Source organism: Herbaspirillum sp. B65 (genome assembly GCF_000333555.1).
Classification (GTDB): domain Bacteria; phylum Pseudomonadota; class Gammaproteobacteria; order Burkholderiales; family Burkholderiaceae_D; genus Herbaspirillum; species Herbaspirillum rubrisubalbicans.
This window is the reverse complement of record NZ_BADI01000488.1, coordinates 1-5,031: the sequence shown is the minus strand read 5'-3', so window position 1 is coordinate 5,031 and position 5,031 is coordinate 1. Positions and strand designations below refer to the sequence as shown.

The 5,031-nt window shown below is 64.2% G+C and carries 5 protein-coding genes; 1 reads left to right on the top strand and 4 read right to left on the bottom strand.

The window, feature by feature from the left end:
• Nucleotides 1-240: 240 nt before the first annotated feature.
• Together I5W_RS11840 and I5W_RS11835 are read right to left on the bottom strand one after the other, a co-directional pair.
• Entirely contained in the window at nt 241-1,320 is a 1,080-nt protein-coding gene (locus I5W_RS11840; RefSeq protein ID WP_044529372.1) for a tartrate dehydrogenase, read from the bottom strand.
• A gap of 183 nt (nt 1,321-1,503) precedes the next feature.
• Nucleotides 1,504-2,442: a D-hexose-6-phosphate mutarotase gene (locus I5W_RS11835; RefSeq protein ID WP_017454088.1), complete on the bottom strand. Its 939-nt coding sequence runs from the start codon at nt 2,440-2,442 to the stop codon at nt 1,504-1,506.
• Nucleotides 2,443-2,613: 171 nt separating this feature from the next.
• Between I5W_RS11835 and I5W_RS11830 the strand changes: the two genes are divergently transcribed.
• Nucleotides 2,614-3,528, top strand: a complete 915-nt coding sequence (locus I5W_RS11830; RefSeq protein ID WP_017454089.1) for a LysR family transcriptional regulator — start codon at nt 2,614-2,616, stop codon at nt 3,526-3,528.
• 1 nt (nt 3,529) lies between these two features.
• Here I5W_RS11830 and I5W_RS11825 read toward each other — a convergent pair whose 3' ends face one another.
• Both I5W_RS11825 and I5W_RS11820 read right to left on the bottom strand, forming a co-directional pair.
• Nucleotides 3,530-4,516, bottom strand: coding sequence for a LysR substrate-binding domain-containing protein (locus tag I5W_RS11825; RefSeq protein ID WP_044529371.1), 987 nt, complete (start codon nt 4,514-4,516; stop codon nt 3,530-3,532).
• A 122-nt stretch (nt 4,517-4,638) separates the two neighbouring features.
• Nucleotides 4,639-5,031, bottom strand: a 393-nt coding sequence (locus tag I5W_RS11820) for a substrate-binding domain-containing protein (RefSeq protein ID WP_044529370.1), incomplete at its 5' end; no start/stop codon positions are given.

The following is a 5,031-nucleotide window of genomic DNA, read 5'->3' as shown; positions in this document are numbered from 1 at the left end:
GGCCAGCATGGCGACATCGTCTTCCAGCAACAGTAGCAGCGTGATGCTCCAGAAGAGCAGTTCGGCTATTACCCGGTGTCCCGTCATGCGCAGGCTTGCAGCCATGTCCAACTCAACGATCGCGAAAAATAAAGTTGCGGCAATCCTAACATGCCCATCGCGAATGAACATGCTGCGCGCACATGAAAATGGCTCGCACACGGCGAGCCATCGTTCATTTCACGCTTGGGGCAGCGTGGTTCAGATCGCCGCCGCAATGGCCTGGCCGACCTCGGTGGTATTGCTCTTGCCGCCCAGGTCAGGGGTGGTCGGGCCATTGACCAGCACCTGTTCAATAGCCGCCAGCATGGCGTCGTGCGCCTGGCGGTACTTGCCTTCCCCATTGCCCAGGAAGTCCAGCATCATGGCGCCGGACCAGATGGTGGCCACCGGGTTGGCGATGTTCTTGCCGAAGATGTCGGGCGCCGAACCATGCACCGGCTCGAACAGCGAAGGCAGTTCGCGGGTCGGGTTGATGTTGGCCGAGGGGGCGATGCCGATGGTGCCGGCGCAGGCCGGGCCGAGGTCGGAGAGGATGTCGCCGAACAGGTTGGAGGCCACCACCACGTCGAAGCGATCCGGGTTGAGCACGAAGTGCGCGGTCAGGATGTCGATGTGGTACTTGTCGCGGCGCACGTCGGGGTACTTGGCGCCCATGGCTTCGACCCGTTCATCCCAGTAAGGCATGGTGATGGCGATGCCGTTGGACTTGGTGGCCGAGGTCAGGTGCTTCTTGGGACGGCTTTGCGCCAGATCGAAGGCGAACTTGAGGATGCGGTCGGTACCCTTGCGGCTGAACACCGATTCCTGGATCACGGTCTCGCGCTCGGTGCCTTCGAACATGCGACCGCCGATGGCGGAGTATTCGCCTTCGGTGTTCTCGCGCACGACGTAGAAATCGATGTCGCCCGGCTTGCGGTTGGCCAGCGGGCAGGGCACGCCCGGCATCAGGCGCACCGGACGCAGGTTGACGTAGAGGTCGAATTCGCGGCGGAACTTGAGCAGCGAACCCCACAGCGAGACGTGGTCCGGCACCGTGGCCGGCCAGCCGACGGCGCCGAAGAAGATGGCTTCGAAGCCCTTCAACTGTTCGAACCAGTCATCCGGCATCATCTGGCCGTGCTTGGCGTAGTAGCCGCAGTGCGCCCAGTCGAAGTGGGTGAATTCGATGTCGATGCCGAACTTCTTGCTGGCGGCCTCGACCGCGCGCAGGCCTTCGGGCATCACTTCCTGGCCAATGCCGTCGCCGGCGATGACGGCGATTCTGTGGGTCTTGCTCATCGTTGCTGCTCCTCTGGAGATGACTGGGCGATAAAAACTGCAGCCATCATAGAACGCTTCTGCCCAATGATCATCCACGAACTGGGTGATTTTATAAAACACGATTCGTGAACAGTGCAGAAAACGTCAGTCCAGAAAAAAGGCGCTACCGCAGTGGTAGCGCCTCAGCCGGGCCCGCAGGCTTTAGCCGCCCAGGGCTTCGCCCCACAGGCTCACGCCCATGCTGTGCTCGGCCCCTGGTTCCAGTTCCACCAGGTCGTCCATGACATTGGCGGTTTCGATGCACAACATGCGTTGCCAGGCGTCATCGGCAAATTGCGACAGCCGTCGCGCCTTGCTCACCCAGGGGTTCCAGACCACGGCCGAGGTCGAGCCGCTGGCTTGGATATGGATGCGGCGGTTCCAGCCATCGTCGCGGATCGATAGGTGGGGCGGCAGGTCGAGGTAGATGCGGTCGGTTTCGCTGCTGACTACCAGCGCACGTTTCTGCTCGCGCTCGGCCCAGCCTTCCAGGGTTTCGATGTAGCGCTGGCCTTCCAGGCCCTCGACGGTGACGTCATGGATGCTGCTGACGGCAAAGTAGCTGTGCAGTGCCTGGGTCAGGGCGATGTGCTGCTCGCTGCCGTTGCGGGTGGTCAACTTCAGATGCAGGCGCTCGTCCAGCAGGATTTCCAGGCGCAGCTCGATACCCGGCGGCAGGTGGCGCAAGGCCGGTGATTCGGTGGTGGGGGGAATGGCCAGTACCAGGCGCACGGTGTCGCCTTCGATGGCGTTTTCCATCAACAGCCAGGGGATGCCGCGCACCAGGCCATGCGCCGGCAGGCGGCCGCCGGCGTGCAGGGATTGGACTTGCGGCGGATTGCGCATGAGGTCGCCGAACCAGGGCCAGCATACCGGGATACCGCCGCGCACCGAGTTGCCGGCTTCGAAGGCGGCTTGCTCGCTCAGCCAGATCAGCGGCTCCTGGCCGTGGACCTGGTAGCGCAGCACCTGGGCGCCCTGTTCGGCAATCAGCAATTCGGCGCGTTCGGTCTGTACGCGCAGGCACTGCAATTGATTGACTTCGATCCGCTGGATATGCGGGAGGTCGGGCGGGACTTCCTGCTCTTCGATGATGCTCATGCCGGTGACTCCAAGGAATTCATTGCGATAGCGCAAGACTGCCACATTTCGGGCCGCTGCGGGAGATCTGGCGTGCTTGGCAGGCGATGCGCAGCGTCTCGGCTGGCGCGGAAAGCTCATCAGCGCAAGTCGTTATAATCTACACATCGTGGACTCCAATGGCTACATATCGTGAACAATTCTCCCCTGCTGGAAGATCTGCGCCTGTTCTGCGTGGTAGCGCGGCATAGCAATTTTGCCGAATCGGCGCGCGAGGTGGGAGCCTCGCCGGCCTACATCAGCAAGCGCATCGCCTTGCTGGAGCAGGCGCTGGGCGTGCGCTTGTTCCATCGCACCACGCGCAGCGTGGTCATGACCGAGGATGGCGGCAATGTCCATGAATGGGCGCGCAAGATACTCGACGACGTGGAGCAGATGATGGAAACCGTCAGCAGCGCCAAGCGCGTGCCGCGCGGCTTGCTCAAGATCAGCACCAGCTTCGGGCTGGGGCGCAAGGTGGTGTCGCCCTTGCTGTCGCGCTTTGCCAGCGAACACCCGGAGTTGAAGATCCAACTGGAACTGGTGGACCGGCAGATCGACCTGGTCAACGAGGGCATCGACCTGGATATCCGGGTGGGGGCAGGGCATGAGCCGCATTTGTTTTCCAAGCGCATCCTGCCCAGCCAGCGCGTGCTATGTGCCAGTCCGGCCTATCTCAAGAAGCATGGCGCGCCGGCCGACCTGGCTGCGCTGCGCCAGCACCAGTGCTTGGTGATCCGCGAGCGCAATCAGTCCTTCGGCATCTGGCGCATGATGGGGCCCAAGGGGCAGGAGACGGTCAAGGTCTCGGGTGGGCTGGCCTCCAATCATGGCGAGATCATCCACCAGTGGGCGGTGGATGGGCATGGCATCATCCTGCGCTCGATCTGGGATGTGGCCGACAGTCTCAAGCGCGGGCGGCTGGTGCGGGTGTTGCCGCAGTATTTCCAGGAGGCCGACCTGTGCGCGGTCTATCCCCTGCAATTGAAGAATTCGGCCAAGGTGCGCGAATGTGTGCGCTTCCTGCAGAAGCACCTGGATGTGACGGCCTCTTCGGCCACTGTCTAGTTCAGCGGCCCTCGAAGCGCTGGCGCACGATGCGTTCCAGCACCTGCGCCACGTGCGCTACGGCCAGGTCATCGGCATGACGGCGATGCTGTAAGAGACGCAGCGGCGGTGCCTCCAGCGGCAGCGGCGGGCGCAGGCAGGTCAGCGCCACCGGATGAGCGGCGGTGGCGGCCGGCACACAGTGCATGGGCATGACCGCGATCAGGTCCGAGCCCTGCAGCAAGGCCGGCGCCATCAGGAAATTGGGGATCACCATGCCGATGCGGCGGCGTCGGCCTTGCATGGCGACCTGCTGGTCCATCATGCGGTTGAGCGTGTCGTGGCAGGCGATCTGCAGATGCGGATAGTCCAGCCAGCGCGCCAGGGTCAATTGATGCGCGGCCGGATGGTCGCGCCGCATCACCGCCACGCAGCGTTCCTGCAGCACCTCGCGACCGCGCAGGTTAAGGGCGGGCGTGGCCGCGCCCAGGACCAGCTCGGTCTGGCCGCGTTCCAGGCGGGCGATGGCGTCAGCCTCTCCCAGCCAGGTCTGGAATTCCAGGTCCAGCAGGGGCGCCGCGGTGCGCAGTTCCTGATACAAGGCCTGGACCACCACTTGCGCCGGATAGTCCGGCATCAGGATGCGCACCCGGCGCGCCAGCGTGGCCAGACCCTGCTCCGGCTGCGCCTGGTCCGCTGCAGCGTTACTGTCTTTGCCAACCCCGTCGCCATACAGCAGCTTGTGCAAGGGCTCGCGCAGGGCCTGGGCGGTGGTCGTCAGGCGCATCTGCAGGCCACCGTCTTCCAGCAAGGGATCGCGCAGCAACTGGCGGCAGCGTTCCAGCGCGCTGGCTGCGGCCGGCAGCGACAAGCCCACGCGCGCCGCGGCACGCGCCAGGTGTACCTCATCGAGCAGGGCGTCCAACAGGCGTAACAGGCGGACGTCCAGCGCCGCAAGTGCGGACAGGGCGAGCTGGGTGGGCTTGGAAGCGGGTGCGGCGGAATTCATGGCGCGATCGGGCAGACGAAAAGAAACGGCCCGCCGCCAGGACGGCAGCGGGCCAGGGGCGCGAGTTTAGCCTCTTCGCCAGGCGCCTACAAGCGGCAGTTGGGGAGGGGAACAGGCCCTAGTTAGCCAAAGGCTTCCTTGATGGTCTGGATCTTGCCCATGTCGGTGGCGTCATAGCCGGCCAGGTTGTTGACCACCTTGCGGAAGCTGTCCGATTGCAGGATGTCGATCACGGAGCGGATCAGCGGGTCTTGCAGGGACGCCGCCGGCAGGGCGAAGAAATAGCGTTCGCGCACCAGCGGGATGAAGCCCAGGCCGAAGCGGTGGGCGGCGGTCTGCACGCCGAAGCCGACGTCGGCCATGCCGCTGGCGATGAAGGCGGCTACCGCCGAGTGGGTGAACTCGGTGTTCTCGAAGCCATTGATCTTCTTGTGGGCGATACCGGCTCCGGCCAGCATCAGTTCGAGCAACATGCGTGTGCCCGAGCCGGCTTCGCGGTGACGAAGCGCAGGTCG

Coding starts and splice junctions, on each gene's coding strand:
- I5W_RS11835 (WP_017454088.1), bottom strand. CDS start 2,442: ATGAGCATCATCGAAGAGCAGGAAGTCCCGCCCGACCTCCCGCATATC.
- I5W_RS11825 (WP_044529371.1), bottom strand. CDS start 4,516: ATGAATTCCGCCGCACCCGCTTCCAAGCCCACCCAGCTCGCCCTGTCC.
- I5W_RS11840 (WP_044529372.1), bottom strand. CDS start 1,320: ATGAGCAAGACCCACAGAATCGCCGTCATCGCCGGCGACGGCATTGGC.